The following is a 24,607-nucleotide window of genomic DNA, read 5'->3' as shown; positions in this document are numbered from 1 at the left end:
CTGCGTTGGGCGTGAAATCACGCTCTGCGCTGAACGCTCAACCTTGAATTCACTTGACGGCTGCGACGATGGCGGTCGCGGCTTCGGCCATGGTGTCGGCAGAGATGATCGGCAGACCGGATTCGGCCAGCATCTTCTTGCCCAGCTCGTCGTTGGTGCCCTTCATGCGCACGACCAATGGCACGGACAGGTTCACGGCCTTGCAAGCGGTGATCACGCCGGTGGCGATGGTGTCGCACTTCATGATGCCGCCGAAGATGTTGACCAAAATGCCTTTGACATTCTTGTTGGCCAGCATGATCTTGAAGGCTTCAGTGACTTTCTCGGCTGTCGCGCCGCCGCCCACGTCCAAGAAGTTGGCAGGCTCGCCGCCGAACAACTTGATGGTGTCCATGGTGGCCATGGCCAGGCCAGCGCCGTTGACCAGGCAACCGATGTTGCCGTCCAGGCTGATGTAGGCCAGGTCGAACTTGGAGGCTTCGACTTCGGCTGGATCTTCTTCGTCCAGATCTCGGTAAGCCACGATTTCAGGGTGACGGAACAGCGCGTTGGCATCGAAGTTGAACTTCGCATCCAAAGCCACGACGTTGCCTTTGCTGTCGCGGTTCAGTGGGTTGATTTCGACCAACGACGCGTCGGTTTCCATGTAGCACTGGTACAGCTTCTTGAAGATGTCCACGGCTTGTGCGGTGGAGTCAGCAGGCATGCCGATGGCGTCCGAAATCTTCTTGGCTTGTTCGTCGCCCAGACCGGTCAAAGGATCGATGAACTCGGTGATGATTTTCTCGGGGGTGGAGTGAGCCACTTCCTCGATGTCCATGCCGCCTTCGCTCGAAGCGATGAAAGCGATCTTTTGGGTGGCGCGGTCGGTGACCACGGACACGTAATATTCTTTGTTGATGTCAGCGCCATCTTCGATGTACAGGCGACGGACTTTTTGGCCTTCTGGGCCGGTCTGGTGGGTCTTGAGCTGCATGCCCAGGATCTCGCCAGAAATGCGCTTGACGTCTTCAATGGTTTTGGCCACTTTGACGCCGCCACCCTTGCCACGGCCACCGGCGTGGATCTGGGCCTTGACCACCCAAACCGGGCCGCCCAGCTTCTGAGCGGCTTCGACAGCCTCTTGAACGGTGAATGCCGGAATGCCGCGTGGAACGGGCACACCGAATTGACGCAAGATTTCCTTGCCTTGGTACTCGTGAATCTTCATGAGGTCTTCTCTCAGAGGGGTGGTAATTCGACCGGTCCGCCGGGGTGCCTGAATCAAACAAGGTCCGCCAGCAGGCTCTGGACACTGCAGACAGCGACTGTATCATGCTGCATTGCACCAATCCTGAGCCTTGCGTCTTACATTGACTTGACGTTGGGCACCGGAATCCTTGAGAAAGTAATACCCATGGCCAAAATATTCATCGACGGCGAAGCTGGCACCACAGGTTTGCAAATTCGCGAGCGGCTCGCTTTGATGCCTCAAATCGAGGTGCTCAGCATCGACCCGGCCCGTCGCAAGGACCCCGAAGCCAAGCGCGAGTTGATGGCGGCGGCCGATTTGGTGGTGCTGTGCCTGCACGACGATGCGGCCATCGAGTCGGTGGCCATGATCAACAGCCTGCCCGGGCGCAAGCCGCGCATCGTGGACGCCTCCACAGCGCACCGCTGCCATCCCGATTGGGTGTTTGGCTTTCCTGAACTGGCGGCAGACCAGTTGGCCGCTGTGCGGCAGGCCGAGCGCGTGGCCAACCCCGGTTGCTATGCCACGGGCGCAATCGCCATCTTGCGGCCTCTGATTGATGCCGGGTTGTTGCCTCGGGATTTTCCGGTCTGTTTGCCATCGGTCAGCGGCTATTCCGGCGGTGGCCGCAGCATGATTGAAGACTACGAAGCGGGCCGCGCGCCCTTGTTTGAAGCCTATGCCCTGACGCTGAAGCACAAACACATCCCTGAAATCATGCGCTACAGCGGCTTGACCACGCGGCCCTTGTTTGTTCCCGCCGTGGGCAATTTCCGCCAAGGCATGCTGGTGCAATTGCCGCTGCACTTGGACACTTTGCCGGGCAAGCCGACCAGCGGTGACCTGCAGGCGGCTTTGCAAGCGCACTACGCCGCCAGCCAGGCCGCAGGCGGCTGGGTGAGCGTGGAGCCTGCCACCGTCAACCAGAAACTGGATGCCACGACCCTGAACGACACGAACAAATTGGAAATTCGCGTGTTCGCCAACGAAGAAGCACGCCAAGCCGTCGTGATCGCCCGCTTGGACAATCTGGGCAAAGGGGCCAGTGGCGCAGCGGTGCAGAACATCACGTTGATGCTCGGTTTGTGATCGACCAGCGTGAGCGGCCTGGCGTCATCAGCACGTTTGGCCTTTCGCACCACCCAAACGCCAAGGGCGCAGGGGGGTGATTCACCTTTGCAAGCGGGGTGAGCTGCCGCAAAACAGATGTGAAGCAACGCACAGTCATGGGGGCCACATGCGCCGATACTGGGGCCATGCGAAACGAAGAGCCCTCTGACGGCTCTCCCCAGCTTGATACGCTCCTTCGGGAGTCCGAAAAAGCAGGATGGTTTCCCTGGTCACAGGGAGGTTCATTGGGGGGAGCCCTCAGAGGGCTTTTTCATGCGCCCCGCGTCACTTCCAGCGGATCAACTCGATGTGCACGCTGCCCTTGTCGCTGCTGAAGGTGACGCTGCCTTCTTGCACCGTGGCCTGCAACTGCATGCTGCGTTCGGCCAGTTTGGCCAGCTCTTGTGAACGCTCGGTGGGCACGCGCCAGACCTGCAGCTTGTCCAGGCGCGTCAGCTTGGTTTCGATGCCCTTCCACCAGACTTCGGCCGCGTGGTTGAAGCAATACAGCAGCACCTCGTCGGCCTTTTGGCAGGCTTTCATGATGGGCTTGTCTTCGGGTTGACCGACTTCGATCCACATGCGGGTCTGGCCGGTGAAGTCGCGCAAGCTGACGTCCGGATCGTCCGGGTCGGACAAGCCTGCGCCAAAAGCCAGCTTGCCGTCTCCGTTGCACACCGCCTGCAATTTGTAGGCGTTGATGGCCAGCGCCAGCAGGCGGATCATCATGCGCTCGTCGGTCTCGCTGGGGTGGCGCGCCAGCGTGAGCTGGTGGTCTTCGTAATAGCTGTGATCGATGTCAGCGATCGACAGGTTGGCTTTGTAGATGGTGGATTTGAGGGCCATGAATTTCAGTCTTTGCGGGCCAACATTCGCCAACCCAACAGCTGAACACCGTTGCGCAGGACAGATGTTTCGCCGCCGTAAATCAGTCAAGAGGGCTTTGGCCCATTTCTATACAAATTGAAGATCATTTCTTCAATTTGTACAGGTCCAGAAATAGCTCTGCGAATTTTCCGTTTTGTGGGGATACCTCAAACCCGGCGGGCCAGCTCAGCGGCCTTGCCGACATAACTGCCGGGTGTCATGGCGAGCAAACGGTCTTTGTCGGCTTGCGGGATCTCCAGGCCCTGGATCAGGCCATGCAGATCGGCCGCAGTGACGGTCTTGCCCCGGGTGACCTCCTTGAGCTTTTCGTAGGCACCCTGCACGCCATAGCGGCGCATCACGGTCTGGATCGGCTCGGCCAGCACTTCCCAGGCAGCGTCCAGATCAGTGGCCAGCGCTTCTTCGTTCAACTCCAGCTTGTTCAGGCCCGTCATGAGCGAGGCATAGGCCAGCGCGGTGTAGCCCAGGCCCACGCCCATGTTGCGCAGCACGGTGGAGTCGGTCAGGTCACGCTGCCATCGGCTGATGGGCAGCTTCTCGCTCAGGTGCTTGAGCACGGCATTGGCCAGACCCAGGTTGCCTTCGGCGTTTTCAAAGTCGATCGGGTTGACCTTGTGCGGCATGGTCGATGAACCAATCTCACCGGCTTTGAGGCGCTGCTTGAAGTAGCCCAGGCTCACATAGCCCCAGATGTCACGCGACAGGTCAATCAAGATGGTGTTGGCGCGTGCCACGGCATCGAACAGCTCGGCCATGTAGTCGTGCGGTTCGATCTGGATGCTGTAGGGCTGGAACGTCAGACCCAAGCCCCACTGACTGGCCTGGGTTTCGCCCAGCTCGGGGGTCTCGACCACTTGGCGCGCAAAGGCTTCCCAGTCAAAGTCGGGCCAGGCCGACAGGTGGGCGTTGTAGTTGCCCACCGCACCGTTCATCTTGCCCATGAGCTGAACAGCTGCGATTTTTTCGCGGCAGCCCTTCAGGCGCATCACCACATTGGCCATTTCCTTGCCCACGGTGGTGGGGCTGGCGGTTTGGCCATGGGTGCGGCTGAGCATGGGCACTTCGGCAAACGCGTGGGCCATCTCGCGCAGCTTGGCGATCAAGCCATCCAGACCCGGCAGGATGACCTGGGCGCGTGCGCCCTTGAGTTGCAGGGCATGGCTGGTGTTGTTGATGTCTTCGCTGGTGCAGGCAAAGTGCACGAACTCGGCGGCTTTTTCCAACTCGGGGCGGTCCTTGAACTTGGATTTGATCCAGTACTCCACAGCCTTCACGTCGTGGTTGGTGGTCTTTTCAAATTCCTTGATAGCCACCGCATCCGCTTCGCTGAAGTTCTTGACCAAACCCGTCAGGTAGCTGCGTGCACCGGGCGACAGGGGTTTGAATTCGGCAAAGCCCGCATCGGACAAAGCGATGAACCAGGCGATTTCGACCTGAACGCGGCGGTGCATGTAACCCTGCTCGCTCATGAGCGGGCGCAGGGCATTGAGTTTGCTGGCGTAACGGCCATCCAGCGGCGACAGGGCAGAAATAGGGGAAAAATTCATCGCTCGATTGTAATTCCCGCGTCGCCGTGGCTCGACAGCAACGCACATTGGCAAAGCCACCGGCCAAGTCCTTCGGGCATCACCTAGAATCGACTTTCCGTTTTTCCTGCACTCTGCATCTGATATGAAACTCATCGGCTCCGTCACCAGTCCCTATGTTCGCAAGGTGCGCATCGTCATGGCCGAAAAGAAACTGGACTATCAGCATGTGACCGAAGACGTCTGGTCGGCTCAGACGACCATCCACCATTCCAACCCATTGGGTAAGGTCCCCTGCCTGATCATGGAAGGCGGTGAAGCCGTCTTCGATTCGCGCGTGATCGTGGAATACCTGGACACCTTGTCGCCCGTGGGCAAATTGATTCCCTCAGCCGGGCGCGAACGCGCTGAAGTCAAGACCTGGGAGGCCCTGGCCGATGGCTTGTTGGACGCCGCCTTGTTGGCGCGCATGGAAGCGGTGTGGACCGAACGCGAAGACAGCCAGCGCTGCCAAGCATGGATTGACCGCCAACTGGACAAAATTCAGCATGCACTGCGCGCGATGAGCAATGGATTGGGTGACAAGGCATTTTGCTCGGGCATTCATTTAAGCCTGTCCGACATCGCTGTCGGTTGTGCCGTCGGTTATCTGGATTTCCGCTTTCCCCAGATCGACTGGCGCACGCCTTATCCCAACCTGCACAAGCTGTACGACAAGCTGTCACAGCGCCAAAGTTTCATCGACAGCCTGCCCGGCTGATCCGGCAGCAGTGCAGCTGCTGCACATGCCCATACACATGGGCAGCCAAAGCATGCTTTCGCAGATCGGTCAGCCAAATCTTGCGCACCCAAAGCGCTCAAGCGACCGCTGTTCAGTAGTTCAACAAGTTCCGCCGCACATGGACCAAATGCTCGATCGCCAGGGCTTTGGCCTGCACCGGATCTCGGTCCTTGATGGCCTGTAGCAAGGCCCGGTGCTCTGACTGGTAAGCGAGGCGACGCTCGGGGGTGAGGCTGCGTTTTTTCAGCATGCCCCATTCGCCCTGGGCACGGGCCTGGTTCATCAGCTTGAACAAATTGGCCACAAAGCTGTTGTGCGCAGCGCGGGCGATGAGCTCGTGGAACATGCCATCCCACACCTCGAACTCTTCCACACTGGTGGCCGCTTCAGCGCGGTCGCAACAATTCCCCATCTGCTCGAAGTCGGCGGGCGTGGCATGGCCGATCACCATCTCGATGATGGCCGGCTCCAAGGCCATGCGCGCCTCCATCAGTTCAGCGGGACTGGTCTGCCAGGCGGCATCCGGCAAGGCAACTGGCTCGGTGGGGCGCACGCCGCTGAAAGCCACGGCCTTGTCCGTGACATAGGTGCCACTGCCCACGGTTTGGGCAATCAGGCCCTGGGCTTTCATGTCGGCCAAGACCTTGCGCACCGTGCTGCGGCTGATCTGGTATTGCTCGCCAAATTCACGCTCGGTCGGAAGACGCTCGCCGGCTTGCCATTGGCCGCTGTGCAGCTGATCCAGCAGGGCGGCGCGAAAGAGATAGGAGGAGTCCACGGCAATGGGTCTGGCACAAAAACCAAATCATACCAATATTGCACACCAAAGAGAAACCAGTCCGCCATCCGACAAGCGCGCCAGACCACCCAAAGGATTGACCAAAACACCGAAAAAAACCTCAAGAAAACATCACACTGAACCCTTTTAATTCGTGAAAACCCTTGGGTAGATTGTCCGGTATGCGTCTTGACTGTCTGGTCATTTTCTTTATCATGGTTCATATTGGTTGAAATTAAACCAATTTGTCATTGTCATGCGGGCGCCCGGGCGTCCCGCCCCCAGGAGAACACTTTGCGCATCGCCACTTTTGTCCACCATGGAAAACGCCACGTCGGCCAGGTCTCGGCCGACGGCCTGCAGGTCACGCCCTTTGCATTGACCGAGGCCCAAGCCGAACGCGGTGCCCAGCCACTGATCGAAGCCATGGTGGCGGGTCAGCCCTTGCCCGCTTTGAGCGGTGCCCCGCTGGCCGTGGCCTCGGTCAAGCTCGAATCGCCTTTACCGGTGCCCCGTCGCAACGTGTGGTGCGTGGGTCGCAACTACCATGCGCACGCCAAGGAGCTACAAGCTTCTGTCTTCAAGGACAGCAACAGCGACACCAAGGCTTGGCCCATCGTCTTCACCAAAGTGCCCGAGTGCGTGGTCGGACCAACCGACGATGTGCAACTGCCGGGCGCGGCCGTGTCAGAGCAGATCGACTACGAGGCCGAGTTGGCTGTGATCATTGGCCAAGGCGGCAAAAACATTTCTCAGGCCGATGCCATGAAGCATGTGTTCGGCTACACCGTGGTCAACGACGTGACCGCCCGCGATGTGCAGATGCGCCACCAGCAATGGGACATGGGCAAGTCCTTTGACACGTTTTGCCCCATGGGCCCCTGGATCGTGACTGCCGACGAGGTCGATGGCCGCAACACCCGGGTGCGCTGCTGGGTCAATGGCGAACTGCGCCAGGACGGCCCGACCGAGAACATGATTTTTGACATCCCGACCCTGATCGAGACCATCTCGCGCGGCATCACGCTGTACCCGGGCGACATCATCGCCACCGGTACCCCGGCCGGTGTGGGCATGGGCCTGAACCCACCGCGCTACATCGCCAAGGGCGATGTGATCCGCGTCGAGATCGACGGCGTGGGACAGATCGAAAACCGTTTCGTTTGACCGCCAAAGCACTGGCAGGACAAAGCCCGGCGCTGCGCCGAATGAGGAGACACCCCATGACAAAACGTCCACTGATCCAGCTGGCACTGAGCGCCACCTTGGGCGCCTGGCTTGCCTGCGCCAGCCTCGGCGCCATGGCCCAGGCTTACCCCAGCAAACCCATCACCATGGTGGTGCCGTTTCCCCCTGGTGGCGTGGCCGACACGGTGGGCCGGCCTGTGGCCGAAGCCATGTCACGCCACCTCAAGCAAAGCATCGTGGTGGAGAACAAGGGCGGTGCGGGCGGCGGCATTGGCATGGCGCAGGTGGCCAAGTCCAAGGGCGATGGCTACACCGTGCTCATGTCGCTGTCTTCTTTGGTGGTGCTGCCTGAGGCGGACAAGATCCTGCAACGTGCACCGATGTTTCAGGTCAACCAACTCAAACCCATTGCCCGCTTCACCGCCGACCCCACCGTGCTGGTGGTGCGGGCCGACAGCCCTTGGAAGACCTACGCCGAATTCATGGCCTATGTGAAGTCCAACCCCGGGAAGATTTCCTTCGGTTCGTCGGGCAACTACGGCACCATGCATGTGCCCATGGAGCAGCTCAAGGCCGCCACCTCGACCTTCATGCTGCATGTGCCCTACACCGGCGCTGGGCCTGCGGTGCTGTCCTTGCTGAGTGGCCAGATCGAGGCCTTGTCCACGGGACCGGCCAGCGTCAAGCAGCACATCGCCTCGGGCCGCCTGCGTGCCCTGGCGCATTGGGGCGAGGGTCGTTTGGCCAGCATGCCCGAAGTGCCCAGCTTCAAGGAACTGGGTGTGCCCATCCAATACTCGCAGTGGTCGGGCCTGTTCGTGCCCGCCGACACGCCGACTGCCGTGGTGGACAGCTTGCGCCAGGCCGCACGGTTTGCCGCACAAGATGCCCGCGCGGTGGCCGCCTTGACGTCGGCAGGCACCTCGTTCATGTTCCAGGACGCCCCCGAATTCGAGCGCTTTGTGCAAGCCGATGCCAAGGACATGAGCGCCTTGGTCACCCGCATTGGCAAGGTCGATTGATCCACAGAGATCAACACGCTGATGCCCTTTCCTTTACCCACCGGAGACAAGACATGATCCCCCTGCCCAACACCCTGAAACTCGCTTTGCTCACGGTGGCCCTGGCCTCTGGCCTGGCGCATGCACAAAGCTACCCCAACCGCCCAGTGAAAATCGTGGTGCCTTTTGCGGCAGGTGGACCGGCCGACAACTACGCCCGCTTCATGGCGCAGCGACTCGGTGAAGAGCTCAAGCAGTCGTTTGTGATCGACAACAAGCCTGGCGCGGGCTCGATCATTGGCACCGACCTGGTGGCCAAGTCCCCCGCCGACGGCTACACCTTGCTGATGATGTCAAACACGCACACGGTGAACGAATCACTGATTCCGAGCAAGCCTTTTGGGCTGATGAAGGACTTTGTTGGCATCGCGCCAGTGAACTACTCCAACTTGCTGCTGGTGGTGCACCCCTCGGTACCGGTCAAGACTGTGGGCGAGTTGGTGGCACTGGCCAAGTCCAAGCCAGGCAAACTCAATTACGCATCTTCGGGCAACGGCACGCCTTATCACATGGCGGGTGAACTCTTCAAGTTCATGGCCGGCATCGACATGACCCATGTGCCCTACAAAGGCAGCTCGGGTGCCCGCACCGACATCGTGGGCGGCCAGGTCGACGTGATGTTTGACGCCGAAACCACCATGGCGGCCATGTCGCGCGACAACAAGGTGCGCGCCCTGGCCGGCACCGGCCTCGTTCGCTCGGCCAACCTGCAAGACCTGCCCACCGTGGCCGAGACCGTGCCCAAATTTGAGGCCACCATCTGGCTGGGCCTGATGGCACCCAAAGGCACGCCAGCCGATGTGGTGAACAAGCTCAACGCCGAAGTGCGCAAGATCGTGAACAACCCCGAGGTGAAAGCCGCCTGGGCCAAGCAAGGCGCGGTGCCCATGTCGATGACGGTGCCCGAGTTTGACCAATACCTGAATGCCGACATCGCCAAGTGGGCCAACATTGTCAAGGTCTCGGGCGCCAAGCCCGACTGAGCATGACCGGCTCGGTGGCATTTCGCCTGAACGGGCAAAGCGTGTCGGTGCCCGATGATGCTGGGCAAACCCTGCTCGACACCTTGCGCAACACCCTGCAGCTCAAAGCCACCCGCATGGGCTGCGGGCAGGGCCAGTGCGGGGCCTGCCGGGTTCTGCTGGATGGGCATGCCGTGGCCGCTTGCGAAACACCCTTGTGGGCGGTCGAGGGCAAAACCGTGACCACCGTGGAAGGTCTGGGCAGCCGCACAGCACCCCATGCCTTGCAGACCGCCTTCATCGAGGAGCAAGCCATGCAGTGCGGCTTTTGCACCAGCGGCATCTTGATGTCGGCTGCGGCCTTGCTCCAGCGTCAACCCCGGCCCAGCCGCCAAGAGATCGTGCAAGCGATCGACGGCCATTTGTGCCGCTGTGGTGCGCACAATCGGGTGCTGCGCGCCATTGAAAAAGCCGCCGCACGGCTGGCCGCACCATGACACCGGAATCGCTCAAGGCACACCCTGTGCTGCGCCAATGGCTGGGCCTCGACGCTGCCGGGTCAGTGCAGGCCTTTTCGGGCAAGGTCGATTTGGGACAAGGCATCTCGCACGCGCTGCGCCTGATCGTGGCCGAAGAATTGCGCCTGCCTGCACATCAGATTGACATGGTGCCCGCCAGCACCCATTTCAGCCCCAACGAAGCCGTGACCTCGGGCAGCTTGTCGGTGCAGCACTCGGGCGCGGCCTTGCGCTGCGCCGCCGCGCACCTGCGCGAAAGCTGCAGGCAACGCATGGCCCAACGGCTTGGCGTCGCGCTGGAAGCCGTGCGCTGTGAAAACGGTGTGTTCACGGCCGGGCCGAACCGCGCCACCTACCCGGAACTGGCGCTTCCCCAAGTGTGGGCCGAGCTGTGGGACCGCGCCATCGACCCGACCCATGTGCAGGCAGCGCACGCACCGCACGATCTGCTCGGGACCACACCCACCGCGACCCCGGCTCGACCCGATGTGGCCGCCAAGGTCTTTGGCGAATTCGAATACATCCACGACCGCACCCTGCCCGGCATGTGCCATGGTTTGGTGTTTCGGCCGGGCACCTTGACGGCCAAGGTGATCGACAGCGACATGCTCGCCTTGCAAACCGAATTGCAGTCCACCCCCGGGGTGCTCCGGGTGGTACTAGACGGCCTCTTGCTGGGCGTGTTGACCGAGACCGAACACGCGCTGGGCCGGATCGCCCGCAAGATCGATGACGACGCATGGCAAGGGCGCTTGTGGCGCAGCCATGCACAATTGCCTGACCCGCATGACTTGCCCGGCTGGCTGAAAGCGCAAGCGCTGGAGACCACGGTGGTGGTGGACACCACCACCGACAAGCCAGGTGCTGGCACACCACACCAGCGCGTGAGCGCCGAATATCACCGACCCTTTTTGCAGCACGCCTCGATCGGCTTGTGTTGCGCTCTGGCGCAATGGTCGCCCAATCAACACCTCGAAGTCTGGAGCCACAGCCAGGGCATTTACAACCTGCAGCGCGATCTGGCGCTGGCCTTTGATATGCCTGCCGAACAGGTGCAGGTGTCGCACATGGAAGGCGCGGGCTGCTATGGCCACAACGGCGCAGACGATGTGGCTTGGGACGCCGCCTGGCTGGCGCGACAGATGCCCGGCCAAGCGGTGCGTGTGCAATGGACACGCCAGGCCGAGCTGGGCCATGCACCCCTGGCACCCGCCATGGAGGTGCACATCGAAGCGGACCTGGATGCCCATGGGCAATTGCAGGCATGGACACAAACCGTCTGGAGCCAGGGGCACGGCACACGGCCCGGGCGCGGCAAAACACCGGCCTTGCTGGGCGCTTGGCAAACTGCCACGCCACAGCCCGTGCCGCTGGCGGTCAATGCCGCCATGGCCGTGGGCGGCGGATCTGAGCGCAATGCCCAGCCGCCTTACGACATCGCAGCCGTCAAGGTGCTCAACCACCGCGTGCTGAACATGCCGTTTCGCGTGTCGGCCATGCGGGCACTGGGCGCACCGGTCAATGTGTTCGCGGCCGAATCCTTCATGGACGAGCTGGCTCAAGGGCAATCGCAAGACCCGTTGGCTTTTCGTCTGGCACACCTGCGCGGTACAGGGCACGAACGCGCCGTGGCTGTGCTGCAACAAGCGGCCGAGATGGCCCACTGGTCGGCCACGCGGCCTGCAAACAGGCCCGAAGGCTGGGGCCGGGGCTTGGCCTATGCGCGCTACAAAAACACCGGCGCGCTTTGCGCGGTGGTGGTCGAACTGATGGTGACCGACCAGGTGAGACTGCTGAAGCTTTGGGTCGCCGCCGACTTGGGCCGGGTGATCGATGCCGAAGGTGCCATCAACCAGCTCGAAGGTGGTGCCCTGCAGGCGGCCAGCTGGGCGCTGTGCGAAGCGGCGCAGCTCAGCCCTCAAGGCATCGTGTCACGCGACTGGACGCGCTACCCGATCTTGAAATTCAGCGACATGCCCGATGTGCAGGTGCACCTGATGCACGCACCCGACCAATCCTCGCTGGGCGCAGGCGAATGCAGCTCGGGGCCGACCTGCGCGGCCATCGGCAATGCCATTTTTGATGCCATCGGCGTGCGCATACGGGCCATGCCTTTCACACACGACAACTTGCTGCGCGCCATCCATGCCGATGGCGTGGCAGTCCCCAATTCAACTTCTTGATGGAAAGCACAACATGCATGTATTGAGTGGCGGCGCAGCCGCAGCGGTGGTCAAAGGCATTCAGGCCGAATTCGAAACAACCACGGGCAGCCGCATTGAGGGAACCTTCAGCGCGGTCGGCATGATGCGCGACCAACTGCTGGGCGGCGCGCCCTGCGATGTGGTGATTCTGACAAAGCCCCTGATCGAGCAGCTGATCGCTTCGGGCCATGTGGAACCCGGCAGCGAACGCTCGCTCGGCCTGGTCAAGACCGGTGTGGCCGTGCGCAGCGGCACGCCACACCCGCCCGTGCGCACTCGCGCCGAATTGCACGCCGCCATGAGCGCCGCGCAAGGCATTTACTTTCCAGACCCCGACAAGGCCACGGCCGGCATCCACTTCATGAACGTGCTCAAGACGCTGGGGCTTCATGAAAGCCTGCGCAGCAAATTCCGCGTGTTCCCCAATGGCGCCACCGCCATGGGCGAAATGGCCAAAAGCCAGGAAAGCGGTTTGATCGGCTGCACGCAGGTGACCGAAATCAACTACACCGAAGGCGTGGACCTGGTGGACGTGTTGCCTGCGGAGTTCGAACTGAGCACCGACTACACGCTGGGCATTTGCACCCAGACCAAAAACCTTCAACAAGCCCAACTGTTGGCAGATTTGCTCAGTGGGCCTACATCCGAAGCCGTGCGCAAACACGGTGGCTTTGAATTTTGAGCACCCGGACTTTCTGAACAGCTTCAGGTGTTAGCGCGTTTCTTGAGCCAACGCATCACGCCGCCCACCACCGGCAATTTCTCATACAGTTCTTCTGCCGCATCCCAGTAGTCACGGTGCAAGGTCACCAAGCCTTGTTCATTGAACACCACGTGGCTGCCGCCGCGCACGGCTTGCAAAGTGGTGGTGTCAAACCGCTTGAAGCGAAAACGGAACTCCCAGGTCAGGAAGGCTTGCGCACCATCGACCAACTGGCCGGTGATGACGAAGTGCGGCTGGTCGAGTGCCTCGTACATGTGCCGAAAAATGCGCTCGATCTCCGGCAAGCCTTGCACCTCGTTGAACGGGTCCTTGAAGCGCGCTTGTGCATCGTAGAGCGTGTGCAGCTGCGACACGCTTTGCGGGGACAGGGTTTCAAAAAATGCGGCCAGCTGTTGCGTGGCTTGTCGGGTGTCCATGGTGGCTTTCAATGCAGTCTTACAAACCGGTGAACTTGCGCACCAGCGGAAAGTAAAGGCGGTAGGGCAGCAGGCGCAGCAGCTTGAGCCACAGCGTGAAGCGCTTGGGGAAATGGATGTCGAACTGACCTTGCGCCCAGCCCTTGAGCATCTCGCGTGCGGCTTGCTCGGGGCTGATGAGGGCGGGCATGGTGAACTGGTTTTGCGCGGTGAGCGGCGTAGCCACAAAACCGGGGTTGACCACGCTCACCCCGATGCCCTGGTCTTGCAGGTCCATGTAGAGGGTCTCGGCCAAATGGGTCAGGGCGGCTTTGGTTGGGCCATAGGCCAAGCCATTGGGCAGGCCACGCCAGCCGGCCACGCTGCTGAGCAGGCTGATGTGCCCACTTTGGCGCGCCAGCATACCGGGCAGCACCGCATGAATGACCTGCAAGGCACCCTGGTAGTTGACCTTGTCGTGCTGCAACAAGTCATCGATGTCCATGGCCGTGGCGCGTTGAGCGCGGTAGTAGCCGGCCGCATACACCACCATGTCGAGTGGGCCTTCGGCCAGCAGGGCGCGGACCGTGGCCTGCACCTGGGCCGGGTCGCTCACATCCAGCGCACGCCATTGCACGCCTTCATCCTGTAAGGCCCAGTCCTGCACGCCTTGCGGGTTACGGGCCGATACCACCACCTGGGCCCCGGCTGCACGCAGCGCCCGCGCACAGGCCAGACCAATGCCCGTTGACGCGCCGACCAACCAGACCCGGCGGCCCTGCCAATGGGTCATGGGCGTGTTCAATTGCAGCCAACGGCGGACCTGCGCTTTGGCTTGGGGGGCGTAAGTTTGCGGGCCCACTTTGGGCATGGCCATGTCGGCCGAAGGCCTTGCATGGGCAAGCACCGTAGCCGCAGTATTCAGACTCGCATGGGATGTGTTGGGTGCCATGCGCATCAACCCGACTTCGCCGCCAAAGGCGTGCGGCGCGTGAACGACAAAGTGACCTCGCCCAGCTTCACGCCCCATTTGCTCATGGTGGCTTTGTTGAGCATGACGCGCTCGTCCATCAGGTACATCCAGTCATCAAAATCAACATGCCAGACACGGCCATCGACTGGCAGCGCCAGCGTATAGCCCCAGCGGAAAGCGTTGCCGCTGACCTGGCCCGAGGCCTCGCCCACCACGTCGTCGGCGCGGCCGGTGTAGACACCGTTCGGCCCAGCCTTGAGTTTCCAGATGCGGCGCTGCTTCGTCCCGTCTGAGTAGACAAAGGCTTCGTCCAGCACGCCTTCGTCACCATTCCAGTTGCAGTCCATGACCACCGTGAAGCGCTTGACGACTTGGCCACTGCGGTCGGTGAACACACCCCAGGCATCGATGGTGCCGTTGAAGTAAGTACGCAAGTCCAGTTGCGGTTTTTCTTGCGCGTAGTTTTGCACCTGCGGCCCGGCGCAGCTGGCCAGGAATGGCGTGGTCGCCACCACGGACAAAGCGCCCAGACGGGTCAGAGCGGTACGGCGGTGGATCATGGCGTTGTGTGGGCTCATGGGGAGGCTCCCGTTGTCGAATGTCAAAGCGGCTTCATGCCGAAGGGTGGGCCGTGTCGGGCCCCGAAATCAAATCAGGCCGACGCATCAGGCCTGCATACAAAACCAGCCCAGCCAGCAACTTGAACACGCAAGGCAGCAAGCCATAGGCCAAGCCCAGTGCCAGCACGGCATCGGCGTCTTGCCGTCCCGGGGCATAACCCCACAGGCCGAGCAATGGCAAGGACAGCCCAGCGGCCAAAGCCAGATTGAGTTTGGTCGCCAAATTCCACCAGCCCATGAACGCACCGTCTGTGCGGCCCCGCTCGCCGCAGCGGTCAATGAGCTGGTTGAGCAGGGCACCGGGCACGGTGAGATCGGCACCCAGCGCCATACCTGACAAGGCGCAAACCACCAAAAAGCCGATGGTGTCACCCGCGCCCAAGGTGACCACGCTGACAAAAGCCAACACCGACAAAGCCATGCCCGTGGCCCAGGTGCGCAATAGCCCGATGCGGTCGATCACCTTCAGCCACAGTGGAAACGACAAGGCCCCGGCAGCGAAGTACAAACCCAGAAACAATGGCTCCATGGCCTTGGGCGCTTGCAACAGGTCTTGTACAAAAAACAGCACCAACGTGGCGGGCACGGCGCTGGCCAGGCCGTTGAGCATGAACACCGTCAACAGGCGACGAAAGCCTGCATATTTCCACGGCTGCCAGAGGCTGCTGGCCGCAAGCCTGGCCTGCGCTTGCGCATCCGCATCCGCATCCAGTGTCCAAGCAGATTGAGCCGTGCGCTGCCAGGCGAACAAACCGAGCGCCAGCATCACGACCAGCAAAGCAGTGGTCAGCCCCCAGCCCCACAGTGCGGGCAAAGCCGACGCCAGCAACACCCCCACCAGCGCAAAGCCTTCGCGCCAGGCGACCCAACGGCTTTGCGCGAGACCGCCCCCGCCCTGCAGCGCTGCCCAGGCCTGGTGCAAGATGCCCAGCCCGCTGTAGGCCAGGTGGCTGAGCGTCAGCGCTGCACCCACCCACACCAGCAAACCCATGGGCGACAAAGCCGCTGCGGGTGGAAAAAACAAGGCCGCAAAACCCAAAGCGACGGCCAGCGCCAGCAACAACGCAGCCAGCCAAACAGCCCGCCACGAATGTCGGTACAACCGGTCACCCCAGCGACCCAGCCACGGATCCACCACCGCGTCGATGCTGCGACTGAGCAGCAGCACACCGCCCAACGCCGCCAGCGGCACGCCATATTGCTGGGCGTACAAATTGGGCAGATGCACATAGACCGGCAACGCCACAAAGGCCAAAGGCAAACCCAACACGCCATAAGACGCGACCGTGGAGACGGTCACCCTGGACGGGGACTGCGACGGGGCCGTACCGGGATTGCGCAGCGGGGTCAGCAGTGCAGGCCCGTCACTCATGGCGTCAGGCCTTGCAACAACTGGCTGCGCATCTTGGGCTCGGAGGTACGTTCATCCAGCCAGATGCCAAAAAACAGGCGCGCAAAGTCGCTGTCATTGACCGTGCCCACGCGCTGGCCATTGACCCAGAACTCGGCCCCCACGCCCGGCAGGTTGATGCCCGTGATGCGCTCGCCAGCGCCCACGTTGGGAAACAGTGCCCGCATGGCCGATTGCCAGATTTGGGCCTGGGCTTCAGTGAATTTGCCCACACGGCGCATTTCGTCGATCGAGCGACTGGCAATGGCTGCGCCTTCCAGCCGCCGCAGGTACTGCAACTCCAGCGCAAAGGGGTGCTGCGCATATTGGCTGTGCCGAAAGGTCGCAGGCGTCCACAAGCGCGCGTCGTACACCTCAAAACCCCAAACTCGCAAACGCACAGGTGCCGTTGGCACGGCCCCAGACAAGGCGCTGACTTCGGGGCGCTTGAATTCGGCAATCGGGCTGTTGGGCGCAGACGCCAGAGCTTGAGCCTGCAAGGGCGCGGCACCGAACAACAGCGCGCTCAGCCCACAGCACAGACACCAGCCCCGCCAACCGGGGCCTGTGGCCCGCTGGTTGGTCAAAGCCATCGGCGTGCAGGTCATGGCGCGCATGAAGATCAACCCGGTTTGGCCAAAGTGAACTGGATCACGTCGATGTTGGCCTCATCGAACGCGGCTTCGCAGTACGCCAGGTAAAAAGCCCACAAGCGGATAAAGCGCTCGTCAAATTTCAAGGTCCGCACCGTGCCCAGTTGCGCCATGAAACTCTCGCGCCAACGGCGCAGCGTCTCGGCGTAGTCGGGACCGAAATTCAGCTCATCCACCACCTGCAACCCCGCAGCCTGGGCCTGCTTGCGGAACTCACTGGGGCTGGGCAAGCAGCCGCCCGGAAAGATGTACTGCTGGATGAAGTCGGTGGAATTCAAATAACGCTCGAACAGTGCGTCGTCGATGGTGATGCTCTGGATACAAGCACGGCCACCGGGCTTGAGCAAACGGCTCACCGTCTGGAAGTAGGTGGGCCAATATTCTTGCCCCACCGCCTCGATCATCTCGATCGAGCAGATCGCGTCGTACGGGCCGTCGTTGATGTCGCGGTAGTCTTGCAAGCGCAAGTCAGCGCTTTGCTGCACGCCATGCGATTGCATGCGGGTCTGGGCAAAAGCCAGCTGCTCGGTCGACAGCGTCACGCCTGTGATGTGGGCACCAAATTCGGTGGTGGCCGATTCGGCCAAAGCACCCCAGCCGCAACCGATCTCCAGCACGCGGTCACCCGGCTGGGCATTCACCATGCGCAGGGCGCGGCGCACTTTGGCTTTTTGAGCCTCGGCCATGTCTTGCGTATGGTCGCCTTCAAACCAGGCCGACGAATAGTTCATCGTGCCGTCCAGCCACAGCTCGTAAAACGCATTGCCCAGGTCGTAATGCGCGTGAATGTTCTTGCGGCTGTTGCTGCGGTTGTTGCGGTTGAGCAGGTGCTTGACGCGGTAGAGCAAACGCCCGAGCCAATGACCGTAAATCGCGCCCTCAATTTGCGTGCGGTTGGCGATCAACAGGCGCAGCAAACCTGCCAGATCGGGTGTGTCCCAGTCGCCTGCCATGTAGCCTTCGGCAAAGCCGATGTCGCCCGACTTGAGCACCTCGGCGCAGACCGACCAGCGGTGGATGTGCAGGGCCGCAAACGGGGCCTCGTGCGTGCCAAACACCTGAAAATTACCATCGGGCGCGTGCAGGGTGAGGGTGCCGATTTTCAGGCGTGCAAGCAATCCCAACAAACGTGTGGCGGCTTTGGGCAAGCTCGCGTGCGGGATCTGCGCTGCGGCGCTGGATGCACCCAAAGCAGTGGCAGGGTTGGCGGTCTTCATCGTGGTGGGCATCCGGTGGGGTCCAGTGTTCATCGGGTCACAAAATCGCGAGGGGGTTCGGGCTTGCGCCAAAACGGTACTTTTTTCAGCCACAGCAAAAGCGCATGCCAATGGATGCGGGCCACCACGCCAAAGGTCAGCAGCGGAAAGCGCCACATCACGCGGCGCAAGGCGGCTGCGGTGGCGGGTTCCAGCACGCCGCTCCAGCTGGTGTCGATCAAGGGGCCGTCGGCATCGGCGTGGTCCACACGCGCCACGATGCGGTCTTGGCCATTGTGTTGCGTGCGCATGAAGCGGAAACGGTACTCGCCTTGCACATCGCAAAAGGGCGAGACGTGGAACACCTTATTGGCGAGGATCGTTTGGCCGTAGGGCGGTTCGGGCAGCAGGTAGCAGTGGCGCTCACCAAAGGTGTTGTTCACCTCGGCCACGATGGCGGCCAGGCTGCCATCGGCGCGGTGCGCGTACCAAAAGCTCACGGGCTTGAAGGCATGGCCCAGCACCCGAGGAAAGGCCTGCAGCCAGACCTCGCCTGTGGCGTCATGGATGCCTTCTTTTTGCAGCAATTCGTCCAGCCAGGCCAGCGCCCCGCCTCTCTCGGCCGGGCGGCCATCCCCGTGGTCAGCGTCATGGAAGGCGAACCAGGCGCTGCGGTTGATGGCCAGATCGGTGCGGCACGCGCTCGCCTGCACGCTGCGCATGGGCAACATCAAAAACGCCGTCGGGTAGACGAAGGCGTGGTGCGCGGGACGATGCCGCGTGTGCCGCACCTGGCCCCAGCCGATGAGCGCGGTGACAGGCTTCATGCAGCCAGTCTGTCCTGAACAGGGCTGGCCTGTTCGTGAATGAGTTTGAGCAGGGCGCGGCCCACTTGCAGGCCCGACTTCAGGCCGTCTTCGTGGAAGCCATAACCTGTCCAAGCCCCGGCATACCAAGTGTGCTGCTGGCCTTGCAGCAAGGGCAGGCGCTTTTGCGCCTCGATGGCGGCCAGGTCAAACACGGGGTGCGCGTAGTCGTATTCACCCACGATGGTGGCCGGGTCAATGGCCTGCAGCGGGTTGAGCGAGACCACCACGGGCTGGGCAAACGGGATGCGTTGCAAACGGTTGAGCAGGTAGTGCAGACACACGCGCGAGGATTCGCGCTCGCTGCTGGCGGCGCGTTCGTAGTTCCACGCGGCCCAGGTCTTGGGGTTGGCGGGCAGCACGCTGGCATCGGTGTGCAGCACGGCGCGGTTGTCCTGGTAGCGGATGGCACCCAGCAGGCTGCGCTCGTACGTGCTGGGTGCGCGCAGCAAACTCAAAGCCTGGTCGGTGTGGGTGGCAATGACCACTTGGTCAAAGCGCTCGGCATGGCCGTCGGTGATGATGCGCACGCCTTGCGCATCGCGCTCGATCAGGCGCACGGGGGTGTTCAAGCGTTTGTCGTGCACGCCCGCCAAAATCTTCTCAACGTAGTTGCGGGCACCACCCACCACACTGAACCACTGCGGGCGGTTGGTCACTTGAATCAAGCCGTGGTTGTGGCAAAACCGGATCATGGTGGCCACCGGGAACTGCAGCATCTGATCGGTCGGGCAACTCCAGATGCAGCCCAGCATGGGCAGGAAATACCAATCTCGAAACGGCTCGCTGAATTTGTGCGTTTTCAAAAATTCGCTCAGCGGCTGCTGCAATTCTTTCTCGCGCTGCTCTTTGGCGATGCGGGTGCACAGGGCGTTGAAGCGCATCACATCGGCCAGCATGCGCCAAAAACGTGGGTTGACCAGGTTGCCGCGCTGCGCGAACACGCTGTTCAGGTCGGTACCACTCCACTCCAGGGTTTTGCCGTTCAGAGCGCCCGGCACCTTGACCGAAAACGACATGTCCGACGGCGCGGTTTCCACACCCAACTCGGCAAACAGGTTGATCAGGTTGGGGTAGGTGCGTTCGTTGAACACCAAAAAGCCGGTGTCCACGCCGTGCGTCACCAGGCCCTGCGGCGTGGGCAGCGTCACGTCCACCGTGTGGGTGTGGCCGCCGAAATAATCGCCCGCCTCGAACACGGTGATGTCGGCGTGGTCTTTCAGGGTGTGGGCCACGGCCAGGCCGGAAATGCCCGAACCCACGATGGCCAGTTTCATGCGCGGCTTTGTCGTCGGGCTCATGGCTTGGCTTTCAGGGCTTTATCGATGGCCGACACCAGGGTTTTGCTCTCCGGGCCAATCATGCTGTTGTATTGGTCAATCACCTTGCCGTCACGGCCGATCAGGTATTTGTGAAAGTTCCAACGCGGCTTCTGGCCGGTTTGTACGGTGAGCTGTTTGAACAAGGGCGCAGCGCCATCGCCGGTGACCTGTGTTTTGGTGAACATGGGGAATTTCACGCCAAAAGTGCTTTCGCAAAAGTCAGCGATCTCTTTGTTGCTGGCTTTTTCCTGCGCAAAGTCATTCGACGGGAAGCCCAGCACCACCAGGCCCTTGTCTTTGTATTGGGTGTTCAGCGCCTCCAGCCCTTTGTACTGCGAGGTGAAACCGCAAAAACTGGCGGTGTTGACCACCAGCACCACTTTGCCCGCGTACTGACACAGCGACTGGGGCTTTTCATCCTGCAAACGCTCAAACGTGTGGTTCAGAAGGGTGGGGCAAAGGGCTCCACTGGGGGTAGCGCTGGTGGACGGGGCTGCTGATGTACTGGCCTGAGCCGCTTCCAAGCCCAGGCCCAAAACAGCCGCCAACAGCGCCAAAATCAGGCGACCGCCCCAGTGATTTACCCAAGAGTGATTCATTTGCACTTCAAAATTCATTTTGTGACTGATCAGTTTAAACTTGTTTGTGCGGATTGTCACGCCGCCCCATTTTCATTGGAGAACCGCATGCCCAAACCCTCGGGTTTTAAAGGGAACAAGCAGGATTTGCCGCAAAAACCTTGCGCGGTCTGTGGCCGCGCCATGAGCTGGCGCAAAAGCTGGGCCAAAAACTGGGACAACGTGTTGTACTGCAGCGACCGCTGCCGCGCCGCCAAATCCAAAGCCGCCCCTTCAGCGCCACCCCAACCCCGCACCGAGCGCTGAGCATGACACACAAAACGGACACTGCAGGCCTGCCTGCACCCCAAGCGCTCACGCCCTGCCGCCATCTGGTGCTGGTGCTGGGCGATCAACTGGGCTGGGACAGCCCGGCGCTCGATGGTTTTGACCCGGCCCAAGACCGGCTTTTGATGATCGAGGCCGACAGCGAAGCGGGTGAAGTCTGGAACCACCAGGCCCGCATTGCCATCTTCTTATCGGGCATGCGGCATTTCGCCAACGAAGCCCACCGCCGCCGCTGGCCTTGTACTTATATGAAGGTGGACGAATCAAGCCTGCCCGGCGACTTTGCCGGACGGCTGGCGCACGCGCTGAACACCCACAGGCCCAAGGCACTGGTGGTCATGGAAACCGGGGCCTGGCGCATGGAGCGGCTGATCGAAGACGCCGCAGCGCAGGCCCAAGTGCTGCTGCGCTGGGTCAATGACACGCACTTTTTGTGCAGCCGCGCCGAATTCGCCAAATGGGCGGGCGACAAAAAAGAGCTGCGCATGGAGTTCTTTTACCGCGAGATGCGCAAACGCCACGGTGTGCTGATGGAAGGCAAAGAGCCCATCGGCGGGCAATGGAATTTTGATGCCGACAACCGCAAAGGATTTGGGGCCAAAGGCCCCGGCACCGTGCCCCCGCCTGCGCGCTTTGCGCCCGACCGCGTGACGCAAGACGTGATCACCCTGGTGCAAACACGCTTTGCCGGGCACCCGGGCACGCTCGATCACTTCGCTTGGCCCGTGACCCGCAAAGACGCGCTGGTCGCCTTGCAGCACTTCATCGACCAGCGGCTCGAAAACTTTGGCGCCTGGCAAGACGCCATGTGGACCACGCTGCCTTTTGGCTGGCACGCGCTGGTGGGCAGCAGCCTGAACCTGCATTTGCTCAACCCGCGCGAAGTCATCGAAGCGGCCGAGCAGGCCTATCACACGCGGGGCTTGCCGCTGGCGAGTGTGGAGGGCTTCATCCGCCAGGTGCTGGGCTGGCGCGAGTTCATTCGCGGGGTTTATTGGCTGGACATGCCGCACATGGCCGAAGCCAACCACTACGGCCACACCCGCGACCTGCCCAAGTGGTACTGGACGGGCGACACCCACATGGCCTGCATGCAAGCGACCATCGGCCAAAGCCTGCAGCACGGCTATGCCCACCACATCCAGCGGCTCATGGTCACGGGGCAATTTGCGGTGCTGGCGGGCTTGTCACCCCAGCAGGTCAGCGCTTGGTACCGCGCCATGTACGTGGACGCGGTGGAGTGGGTGGAAACGCCCAACACCTTGGGCATGGCCCTGCACGCCAACGGCGGACGCTTCACCAGCAAACCCTATGTGGCCAGCGGCCAATACATCAGCCGCATGAGCAACTACTGCAAAGGCTGCCGGTACCAGCCCGAAGTGCGCACCGGCCCCAGCGCCTGCCCGATGACCACGCTGTATTGGGATTTCCTGATCCGCCATGAGCAAGACTTTGCCGGCAACCCGCGCACCGCGCTCATGGTCAAGCATGTGGGCAAGATGAGCGAGGACGACAAAGCAAAGATCAGCCTGCAAGCAGATGCCACACGGGCGGGGCTGGATCAGGTTTGAGTCTCAAGGATTGGTTACCATTCGGCCATGACCCAAGACATCCGCTGGCAACAACGTTTTGCCAATTACGGCCGCGCCATGCAAAACCTTGGCGAGGCTGTTGCTTTGGCCACAGAACGACCTTTAAGCAATCTGGAACAACAAGGCCTGATTCAGGCTTTTGAATTCACCCATGAATTGGGCTGGAACGTGCTCAAGGATTTTCTGGAGTTCAAAGGCATCACCGGTCTGATCGGTTCACGCGATGCCAGTCGCTCAGCCTTCAAAAACGAACTGATCACGGATGGCGAAGCCTGGATGGACATGATCAAGGCACGCAACCAAACATCACACACTTACAACCTGGATGTGGCCAACGACGTAGCGCACGCGATCTTGACCCGCTTTTACCCTGCCTTCGTGGCTTTGCGCCAAACCTTGAGTGCGCACCTGGCTGAAAGCGACCCGGCATGATGCCAAAGAACGGTGCAACGGCTTTCGGCCTGAGTGATGACACCTGGCTGCAAATTCGGCAAACCTTGGCGCAGTACCCGCAAATAGAACAAGCGATTCTTTACGGCTCACGGGCCAAAGGCAATTACAAGCCAGGATCCGATATCGACTTGACACTCAAAGGTGCCCAACTCGACATGGGCTTGCTGGGCGATATTGAACAAAGCCTGGACGATCTGCTGCTACCTTATGAAATCGACCTGTCGCTGTACGCACAACTCAACCACGCCGAATTGACCGATCACATTGACCGGGTGGGGCAAGTCATTTACCAACGGTAAGCGTCTGTGCACCGGTCATTTGCGCCGACTGATCTGCTTGAGCACATGCTGCTTGAAGGCCAGCGCCAGCGGTGACAGTTTTTTGCCCGCCGGGTAGACGATGTGCCAGGCCGAGGGCAGGGGAAAGCCGGCCACATCGATCACGCTGACGCCATTTTCTTTTTGATGGCCATGCAAGGCGTGGCGTGAGACCACGCCCACACCCAGCCCCCCGGCCACCGACTCCTTGACCGCCTCGTTGCTGCCCAGCTCAAGGCGCACATCGGGGCGGAACTTCATGGACCGGAAAAATTGGTCAGCGGCCATGCGTGTACCCGAGCCTTTTTCGCGCAAGATGAAGCGGCGCTCTGCCAACTCGTGCAAAGGCACGGCGCTGCGTTTGGCCAGCGGGTCGGACGTGGGGGCGATCACCACAATCGGGTTGGGCATGAAGGCCTCGTCGCCCAGGTCCATGTCTTTGGGCGGCATGGACATGATGTACAGGTCGTCGAGGTTGTCACGCAGGCGTTGCACCACGCCGTCGCGGTTCAGGATTTCGAGCGACACATCGATGGCCGGGTGCTGCTTGCAAAAGCTGCCAATCAGGTGCGGCATGAAGTACTTGGCCGTGCTCACCACCGCCACCCGCAACTTGCCGCGCGACAAGCCCTTGGCCGCGTCCACGTTCTGCTCGAAGGCGTCCCAAGTCTGCGCCACAGCGCGCGCGGTCTGCGCCAGCTCTTGGCCCACCTCGGTCAGGTAAAGCTTTTTGCCCACCAGCTCGTACAGCGGCAAGCCCACCGATTCGCTGATGTCCTTGAGCTGCATCGAGGCCGTGGGCTGGGTGACGTGCACCACCTTGGCCGCAGCGCTCACACTGCCAGTTTCGGCCAGCGCCAGAAAAAGTCGCAATTGGCGGAAGCTGACGTTCATAGATTTTTATCTATATTCAAGGTTTGAAGAATCGATTTTACAAGTGCCTTGCCCATTTCT

Annotated in this window: 26 protein-coding genes; 12 read left to right on the top strand and 14 right to left on the bottom strand. The window is 61.3% G+C overall.

The window, feature by feature from the left end:
• Positions 1-49 precede the first annotated feature (49 nt).
• Positions 50-1,210, bottom strand: coding sequence for an ADP-forming succinate--CoA ligase subunit beta (sucC, locus tag B9Z47_RS00465; protein WP_108329308.1), 1,161 nt, complete (start codon positions 1,208-1,210; stop codon positions 50-52).
• 186 nt (positions 1,211-1,396) lie between these two features.
• Between sucC and argC the strand changes: the two genes are divergently transcribed.
• Complete coding sequence (gene argC, locus B9Z47_RS00460) at positions 1,397-2,320, top strand: N-acetyl-gamma-glutamyl-phosphate reductase (protein ID WP_108329307.1); 924 nt, start codon at positions 1,397-1,399, stop codon at positions 2,318-2,320.
• A gap of 306 nt (positions 2,321-2,626) precedes the next feature.
• Here the strand turns inward: argC and B9Z47_RS00455 are convergent, their stop codons facing one another.
• Both B9Z47_RS00455 and purB read right to left on the bottom strand, forming a co-directional pair.
• The gene (locus B9Z47_RS00455; protein WP_108329306.1) at positions 2,627-3,187 is read right to left on the bottom strand and encodes a YaeQ family protein; all 561 of its coding nucleotides are present in this window, start codon (positions 3,185-3,187) and stop codon (positions 2,627-2,629) included.
• A 188-nt stretch (positions 3,188-3,375) separates the two neighbouring features.
• Complete coding sequence (gene purB / locus B9Z47_RS00450; protein ID WP_108329305.1) at positions 3,376-4,776, bottom strand: adenylosuccinate lyase; 1,401 nt, start codon at positions 4,774-4,776, stop codon at positions 3,376-3,378.
• Between the two features lie 124 nt (positions 4,777-4,900).
• Between purB and B9Z47_RS00445 the strand changes: the two genes are divergently transcribed.
• Entirely contained in the window at positions 4,901-5,515 is a 615-nt protein-coding gene (locus B9Z47_RS00445; protein WP_108329304.1) for a glutathione S-transferase N-terminal domain-containing protein, read from the top strand.
• A gap of 112 nt (positions 5,516-5,627) precedes the next feature.
• Here B9Z47_RS00445 and B9Z47_RS00440 read toward each other — a convergent pair whose 3' ends face one another.
• A complete protein-coding gene (locus B9Z47_RS00440; protein WP_108329303.1) occupies positions 5,628-6,314 on the bottom strand; it encodes a FadR/GntR family transcriptional regulator in 687 nt (228 codons plus the stop codon).
• A gap of 294 nt (positions 6,315-6,608) precedes the next feature.
• Between B9Z47_RS00440 and B9Z47_RS00435 the strand changes: the two genes are divergently transcribed.
• From B9Z47_RS00435 to B9Z47_RS00410, 6 genes are read left to right on the top strand one after another with little or no spacing between them, the layout of a single operon-like run.
• Positions 6,609-7,481 (top strand): fumarylacetoacetate hydrolase family protein, encoded by an 873-nt coding sequence (locus tag B9Z47_RS00435; RefSeq protein ID WP_108329302.1) that lies wholly within the window; start codon positions 6,609-6,611, stop codon positions 7,479-7,481.
• A 56-nt stretch (positions 7,482-7,537) separates the two neighbouring features.
• Complete coding sequence (locus B9Z47_RS00430) at positions 7,538-8,524, top strand: tripartite tricarboxylate transporter substrate binding protein (protein WP_108329301.1); 987 nt, start codon at positions 7,538-7,540, stop codon at positions 8,522-8,524.
• Between the two features lie 53 nt (positions 8,525-8,577).
• The gene (locus B9Z47_RS00425; RefSeq protein ID WP_108329300.1) at positions 8,578-9,546 is read left to right on the top strand and encodes a tripartite tricarboxylate transporter substrate binding protein; all 969 of its coding nucleotides are present in this window, start codon (positions 8,578-8,580) and stop codon (positions 9,544-9,546) included.
• A gap of 2 nt (positions 9,547-9,548) precedes the next feature.
• Positions 9,549-10,022, top strand: coding sequence for a (2Fe-2S)-binding protein (locus tag B9Z47_RS00420; RefSeq protein WP_108329299.1), 474 nt, complete (start codon positions 9,549-9,551; stop codon positions 10,020-10,022).
• Entirely contained in the window at positions 10,019-12,226 is a 2,208-nt protein-coding gene (locus tag B9Z47_RS00415) for a xanthine dehydrogenase family protein molybdopterin-binding subunit (protein ID WP_108329298.1), read from the top strand. Before B9Z47_RS00420 ends, B9Z47_RS00415 begins: the two co-directional genes overlap by 4 nt.
• Positions 12,227-12,239: 13 nt before the next feature.
• Entirely contained in the window at positions 12,240-12,929 is a 690-nt protein-coding gene (locus tag B9Z47_RS00410; RefSeq protein WP_108329297.1) for a substrate-binding domain-containing protein, read from the top strand.
• A gap of 23 nt (positions 12,930-12,952) precedes the next feature.
• Here the strand turns inward: B9Z47_RS00410 and B9Z47_RS00405 are convergent, their stop codons facing one another.
• The 9 genes from B9Z47_RS00405 to B9Z47_RS00365 all read right to left on the bottom strand — a co-directional run bounded on the left by B9Z47_RS00405 (position 12,953) and on the right by B9Z47_RS00365 (position 20,985).
• On the bottom strand, positions 12,953-13,387 hold the full coding sequence (locus B9Z47_RS00405; protein ID WP_108330004.1) for a nuclear transport factor 2 family protein: 435 nt from the start codon (positions 13,385-13,387) through the stop codon (positions 12,953-12,955).
• 19 nt (positions 13,388-13,406) lie between these two features.
• Positions 13,407-14,177 (bottom strand): SDR family oxidoreductase, encoded by a 771-nt coding sequence (locus B9Z47_RS00400; protein WP_108330003.1) that lies wholly within the window; start codon positions 14,175-14,177, stop codon positions 13,407-13,409.
• Between the two features lie 146 nt (positions 14,178-14,323).
• Entirely contained in the window at positions 14,324-14,917 is a 594-nt protein-coding gene (locus B9Z47_RS00395; RefSeq protein WP_108329296.1) for a DUF3833 domain-containing protein, read from the bottom strand.
• A gap of 34 nt (positions 14,918-14,951) precedes the next feature.
• The gene (locus B9Z47_RS00390) at positions 14,952-16,331 is read right to left on the bottom strand and encodes an MFS transporter (RefSeq protein WP_233253599.1); all 1,380 of its coding nucleotides are present in this window, start codon (positions 16,329-16,331) and stop codon (positions 14,952-14,954) included.
• A complete protein-coding gene (locus tag B9Z47_RS00385) occupies positions 16,328-16,966 on the bottom strand; it encodes a chalcone isomerase family protein (RefSeq protein WP_233253598.1) in 639 nt (212 codons plus the stop codon). The genes B9Z47_RS00390 and B9Z47_RS00385 overlap by 4 nt, the downstream gene beginning before the upstream one ends.
• 5 nt (positions 16,967-16,971) lie before the next feature.
• Complete coding sequence (locus B9Z47_RS00380; protein ID WP_108329295.1) at positions 16,972-18,231, bottom strand: cyclopropane-fatty-acyl-phospholipid synthase family protein; 1,260 nt, start codon at positions 18,229-18,231, stop codon at positions 16,972-16,974.
• Between the two features lie 17 nt (positions 18,232-18,248).
• Positions 18,249-19,025, bottom strand: coding sequence for a DUF1365 domain-containing protein (locus B9Z47_RS00375; protein ID WP_108329294.1), 777 nt, complete (start codon positions 19,023-19,025; stop codon positions 18,249-18,251).
• Positions 19,022-20,341, bottom strand: coding sequence for an NAD(P)/FAD-dependent oxidoreductase (locus B9Z47_RS00370; RefSeq protein ID WP_108329293.1), 1,320 nt, complete (start codon positions 20,339-20,341; stop codon positions 19,022-19,024). Before B9Z47_RS00370 ends, B9Z47_RS00375 begins: the two co-directional genes overlap by 4 nt.
• Before the next feature lie 20 nt (positions 20,342-20,361).
• A complete protein-coding gene (locus B9Z47_RS00365; RefSeq protein ID WP_108330000.1) occupies positions 20,362-20,985 on the bottom strand; it encodes a glutathione peroxidase in 624 nt (207 codons plus the stop codon).
• Positions 20,986-21,072: 87 nt separating this feature from the next.
• Between B9Z47_RS00365 and B9Z47_RS00360 the strand changes: the two genes are divergently transcribed.
• The 4 genes from B9Z47_RS00360 to B9Z47_RS00345 are packed head-to-tail and all read left to right on the top strand — an operon-like array spanning position 21,073 to position 23,635.
• A complete protein-coding gene (locus B9Z47_RS00360) occupies positions 21,073-21,270 on the top strand; it encodes a DUF2256 domain-containing protein (protein ID WP_108329292.1) in 198 nt (65 codons plus the stop codon).
• A 2-nt stretch (positions 21,271-21,272) separates the two neighbouring features.
• A complete protein-coding gene (locus B9Z47_RS00355) occupies positions 21,273-22,862 on the top strand; it encodes a cryptochrome/photolyase family protein (protein ID WP_108329291.1) in 1,590 nt (529 codons plus the stop codon).
• 27 nt (positions 22,863-22,889) lie between these two features.
• Positions 22,890-23,315 (top strand): nucleotidyltransferase substrate binding protein, encoded by a 426-nt coding sequence (locus B9Z47_RS00350; RefSeq protein ID WP_108329290.1) that lies wholly within the window; start codon positions 22,890-22,892, stop codon positions 23,313-23,315.
• Entirely contained in the window at positions 23,312-23,635 is a 324-nt protein-coding gene (locus B9Z47_RS00345; protein ID WP_199226231.1) for a nucleotidyltransferase domain-containing protein, read from the top strand. The genes B9Z47_RS00350 and B9Z47_RS00345 overlap by 4 nt, the downstream gene beginning before the upstream one ends.
• A 15-nt stretch (positions 23,636-23,650) precedes the next feature.
• Here the strand turns inward: B9Z47_RS00345 and B9Z47_RS00340 are convergent, their stop codons facing one another.
• Positions 23,651-24,547 carry a LysR family transcriptional regulator gene (locus B9Z47_RS00340; protein ID WP_108329289.1) on the bottom strand — a complete coding sequence of 299 codons (897 nt, stop codon included), beginning with the start codon at positions 24,545-24,547 and terminating at the stop codon, positions 23,651-23,653.
• Positions 24,548-24,607: the final 60 nt, after the last annotated feature.

It is taken from the genome of Limnohabitans sp. 2KL-1, from assembly GCF_003063435.1.
GTDB lineage: Bacteria > Pseudomonadota > Gammaproteobacteria > Burkholderiales > Burkholderiaceae_C > Limnohabitans_A.
The sequence above is the reverse complement of the archived record's forward strand: the minus strand, read 5'-3'. Positions and strand labels throughout refer to the sequence as shown.

Coding starts and splice junctions, on each gene's coding strand:
- sucC (WP_108329308.1), bottom strand. CDS start 1,210: ATGAAGATTCACGAGTACCAAGGCAAGGAAATCTTGCGTCAATTCGGT.
- argC (WP_108329307.1), top strand. CDS start 1,397: ATGGCCAAAATATTCATCGACGGCGAAGCTGGCACCACAGGTTTGCAA.
- B9Z47_RS00455 (WP_108329306.1), bottom strand. CDS start 3,187: ATGGCCCTCAAATCCACCATCTACAAAGCCAACCTGTCGATCGCTGAC.
- purB (WP_108329305.1), bottom strand. CDS start 4,776: ATGAATTTTTCCCCTATTTCTGCCCTGTCGCCGCTGGATGGCCGTTAC.
- B9Z47_RS00445 (WP_108329304.1), top strand. CDS start 4,901: ATGAAACTCATCGGCTCCGTCACCAGTCCCTATGTTCGCAAGGTGCGC.
- B9Z47_RS00430 (WP_108329301.1), top strand. CDS start 7,538: ATGACAAAACGTCCACTGATCCAGCTGGCACTGAGCGCCACCTTGGGC.
- B9Z47_RS00425 (WP_108329300.1), top strand. CDS start 8,578: ATGATCCCCCTGCCCAACACCCTGAAACTCGCTTTGCTCACGGTGGCC.
- B9Z47_RS00420 (WP_108329299.1), top strand. CDS start 9,549: ATGACCGGCTCGGTGGCATTTCGCCTGAACGGGCAAAGCGTGTCGGTG.
- B9Z47_RS00415 (WP_108329298.1), top strand. CDS start 10,019: ATGACACCGGAATCGCTCAAGGCACACCCTGTGCTGCGCCAATGGCTG.
- B9Z47_RS00410 (WP_108329297.1), top strand. CDS start 12,240: ATGCATGTATTGAGTGGCGGCGCAGCCGCAGCGGTGGTCAAAGGCATT.
- B9Z47_RS00405 (WP_108330004.1), bottom strand. CDS start 13,387: ATGGACACCCGACAAGCCACGCAACAGCTGGCCGCATTTTTTGAAACC.
- B9Z47_RS00395 (WP_108329296.1), bottom strand. CDS start 14,917: ATGAGCCCACACAACGCCATGATCCACCGCCGTACCGCTCTGACCCGT.
- B9Z47_RS00390 (WP_233253599.1), bottom strand. CDS start 16,331: ATGAGTGACGGGCCTGCACTGCTGACCCCGCTGCGCAATCCCGGTACG.
- B9Z47_RS00385 (WP_233253598.1), bottom strand. CDS start 16,966: ATGCGCGCCATGACCTGCACGCCGATGGCTTTGACCAACCAGCGGGCC.
- B9Z47_RS00380 (WP_108329295.1), bottom strand. CDS start 18,231: ATGCCCACCACGATGAAGACCGCCAACCCTGCCACTGCTTTGGGTGCA.
- B9Z47_RS00375 (WP_108329294.1), bottom strand. CDS start 19,025: ATGAAGCCTGTCACCGCGCTCATCGGCTGGGGCCAGGTGCGGCACACG.
- B9Z47_RS00370 (WP_108329293.1), bottom strand. CDS start 20,341: ATGAAACTGGCCATCGTGGGTTCGGGCATTTCCGGCCTGGCCGTGGCC.
- B9Z47_RS00365 (WP_108330000.1), bottom strand. CDS start 20,985: ATGAATCACTCTTGGGTAAATCACTGGGGCGGTCGCCTGATTTTGGCG.
- B9Z47_RS00360 (WP_108329292.1), top strand. CDS start 21,073: ATGCCCAAACCCTCGGGTTTTAAAGGGAACAAGCAGGATTTGCCGCAA.
- B9Z47_RS00355 (WP_108329291.1), top strand. CDS start 21,273: ATGACACACAAAACGGACACTGCAGGCCTGCCTGCACCCCAAGCGCTC.
- B9Z47_RS00350 (WP_108329290.1), top strand. CDS start 22,890: ATGACCCAAGACATCCGCTGGCAACAACGTTTTGCCAATTACGGCCGC.
- B9Z47_RS00345 (WP_199226231.1), top strand. CDS start 23,312: ATGATGCCAAAGAACGGTGCAACGGCTTTCGGCCTGAGTGATGACACC.
- B9Z47_RS00340 (WP_108329289.1), bottom strand. CDS start 24,547: ATGAACGTCAGCTTCCGCCAATTGCGACTTTTTCTGGCGCTGGCCGAA.